This is a genomic window from Hungatella sp., from assembly GCF_046966825.1.
This window is the reverse complement of sequence record NZ_JBKVCZ010000258.1, coordinates 1-3413: the sequence shown is the minus strand read 5'-3', so window position 1 is coordinate 3413 and position 3413 is coordinate 1. Positions and strand designations below refer to the sequence as shown.

General features: G+C 53.6%; 2 protein-coding genes. Both read left to right on the top strand.

Annotated features, from left to right (window positions below):
* The coding region (locus tag ACLTD4_RS33425; RefSeq protein WP_412331959.1) for a leucine-rich repeat domain-containing protein at positions 1 to 2707 on the top strand (2707 nt) is incomplete at its 5' end.
* Positions 2704 to 3413, top strand: a 710-nt coding sequence (locus tag ACLTD4_RS33420; RefSeq protein ID WP_412331958.1) for an aldo/keto reductase, incomplete at its 3' end; no start/stop codon positions are given. The genes ACLTD4_RS33425 and ACLTD4_RS33420, both read left to right, overlap by 4 nt.

Genomic DNA, 3413 nt, shown 5'->3' with positions numbered 1-3413 from the left:
CTATGGATGTGAGAAATTAAAAGACATTTTGCTGCCGGAGACAGTGACCGTTCTGGGCGACATGGCATTTTACCGCTGCCTCTCCCTGCGGGATATCGTGCTGCCGTCTTCCCTGAAAGTGATCGGGCGCAACGTTTTTACCCATTCCGGGATTCGAAATGCCCAGGTATTCTGTAATCCGGTTTCCTGCGGAACAGACGTATTTTCCCAGTGCGGGAAGATGAGACGGCTCACATTTGAAGACGGGGTACGGTATGTCGGTGATAAATTTGCATTCCAGTGTGAGAAGCTCGCCGCCGTCATACTGCCGGATTCGGTTGAATCCATTGGAAAACACGCATTTGAAGGCAGCCGCTTTCTAAAGGAGCTTCCAGCAGATAAAACGGTCCGTCACATATTGTTGGACGGCAGCGGATTCTCCGGCAGCGTCGTTCTGGGAGATGAGGTTCGGGCCATTGCGGGAGGCGCTTTTTACGGGAACACGGAGCTCACCTCCATCACCCTGCCGAAGGCTCTGTCGCAGATTGGACCATATGCGTTTTGCGGCTGTACCGGGCTCACAGAGGTACTTCTCCCTCCTGGCGTTAAAATCCTCGAGGAAGGCGTTTTCGCCCGCTGCACGGCCTTACAGACGGTTTCAGCGGCACAGCCTGACGGTCAGCTGACTTCGGTGTCGGCCCGCGCATTTTTAAACTGCCGGGAACTGACAGAGGTTCCTTCTCTGGAACGCTGTACTGTAGTGGGAACCAGTGCGTTTTCCGGTTGTGAAAAGTTAAGAAGGATTGAGGGGGGATTTCTTCAGATCGGAGACTCGGCATTTTCCGGTACGCCGTTTCTGGAGGAGCAGAAGCGGATGGGAAACGGTCCGCTTCCCGGAGCCGCCGTCGTCTCCGGTATTCTGATTGACGGCTCAGGCTTAAGTGGTGACGTAACCATTCCGGAAGGCGTTGCCGGGATCGCGGACTACGCCTTTGCCGGAAATGACCGCCTCCGGTCGCTCCATTTTCCAGTAAGCTTAAAAAGAATTGGCAGCTCTTCCTTTGCAGGATGCCGGAATTTAAAGTCGGTTCATGTCTCAGCCCCCCTTGAGGAGATGGGCAGTTCCGCCTTCGAAAAATGTATCTCCCTGTCCGCTTTCTCCTGCCGGATTGCAGAAATCGGCGCCAGAGCATTTGCATGGTGTCAAAGCCTTGAATCGGTCACGTTAGAGGAGACGGTTCTCCTGGAGGACGGCGCGTTCTGTGGCTGTTCGGCTTTAAAAATATGCCGCATGGAAAACCTCCGCCGCATGGGGAGAGAAGCCTTCAGCTGCTGCAAAAGTCTGGAGACGGTGCACTTTCCTCTGGCCGAACGGATCGGTACTCGGGCTTTTGAGCGCTGTGACGCATTAAAAAGCATGCAGCTTCCCACGTTGTCCGCCTTGTCCGATCACAGCTTTGAGGACTGTGGATATCTGGAGGAAATCCTACTGCGTGACGGCCAGAACATGGATTTTCCGGCCAGCTATGCATTTTCCGGTTGTACCGCCATGCGCAGGGTTATTCTGGAGAACACAGTGTATCACCTTACGGGATATGAGACTCTGTTTGACCGGAAGCTGCCGGAGGCCGTCAGGCGCATCTATGGAAGTGCCTTGAGCTGTTTTACCATCGATGAGGAGTTCGCATTAACCGAATACAGGAACTGCGGCCGTTTTGTGGCCATACCCGAAGGCGTGAAAACCATCGGGGAAGAGGTGTTTAAGGATCAGGCACGGCTTGAGGCAGTCTCAATCCCTGATTCCGTGGAGTATATCGGTCCGCGGGCATTCGACAAGACCCCCTGGCTGGAACAGCAGCGCGCCGTCAACGGAACAGATCCTGTTACCGTTAAAAATATAATCATTGACGCGGCCGCCTGCTCCGGCGACGTGGTAATCAGCCCTTTCGTCAAACGGATTTCGGGGTGGGCCTTCGCCAACTGCATCGATTTAACCGGAATCAGATTTTCTTCCTCCCGGACAGTGGTGGAGATACATGCGTTTCGAAACTGTATCCGGCTGAAACGCATTGTTACAGCCGATGGGAGAGAGTACTGCTTGGAGGGCCTTCCTTCGCTGGATCAGGAGCTTCCGTCCATGGTAAGACAGATTTTCGAGGACTGCTGTAACTGCTTTAAGACAGACGGAACGGGACTGCTGCTGGAATGTACGGGGAATATAAGCCGCTTAACTCTGCCGGAGGGAATCACGGAGATCGGGCGCGGTGCGTTAAAGGACAGCAACCTTCTCACCAGCATCACGCTGCCAGACTCTGCCGCAGCAGTCGGTGAGTGCGCATTTGAACAGTGTAAATGGCTGGAAACGGTGAGAGGCACCTCCCGCCTCACCCGTATCGGCCGCATGGCTTTTTCCGGCTGCGTCCGTTTGAAACGGATCGAAGAGCTGCCCATGCTCCGGTCTCTGGGAGAGCGCGCATTTGAAAACTGCACCTCACTGGAGGAAATCATTTTGCCGGAAGGCATTGAGGAGATTCTTCCTGGAACCTTTTACCGGTGCCATGAGCTGAAACGGGTGGTGCTCCCGTCTACACTGAAGAGAATTGGGAAAGAGGCATTCGCCTTCTGCTATAACCTGACGGATATCACGCTGCCGGAGGGGATCGAACAGATTGGGGAAAGGGCGTTTGCCTGGTGCCGTAATCATGAGTCAGAAAGGGAGATGCCATGAAATATAGAGATCTCGGAACAACCGGTCTGCGTGTATCGGAGATCGGATTTGGAACCATTCCCATATTAAGCGGCAATGTTCCGGTTCTTCCAGGCTATTACAGCCCTGATACAGAAGGGGCTGTCGCCGTCATGGAGCACGCCTGGAGACTCGGATGCAATTTGTACGATACGGCCATTGTCCCGGAATATGGAGACGCCGAACTGAAACTGGGAGCATTTGCGAAAAAAATCGGCCGCGATAAGATCGTCATCTCTGATAAAGCCCGGTTCTATACCGGTAATGAGATGTATCAGGCAGTTCTTGAATCGACTAAGAACCTGGGAACCATACCGGACATCTATTTTTCCCATCAGGTGGATCCAGATCACGAAGATCAGGTCTTTGGCCGGTACGGCGCCGCCGATGCTCTGGCTGAACTGAAGGCCGAGGGGAAAATTCGCTTCACAGGCATTGCCTCCCATTACTACGACATCCTTTTAAGAGGAGCAAAGGATGACCGGATCGATGTGCTGCAGGGAAGCGGTAACATTCTGGAACGCGGCATGCTGGACCGCATCGAAAGTGAGCCGCTTTTCAGGCAAAAGGGATTTCTGGTTAATAAAGTTTACGCCGCCGGGATTCTGCCTTCCTTTTTCCCTGTAAAGACACTGATTAAAGGGGTTCTTACTTATCCGGTTTCCTGCGCCCTGATCGGACTAGGGAC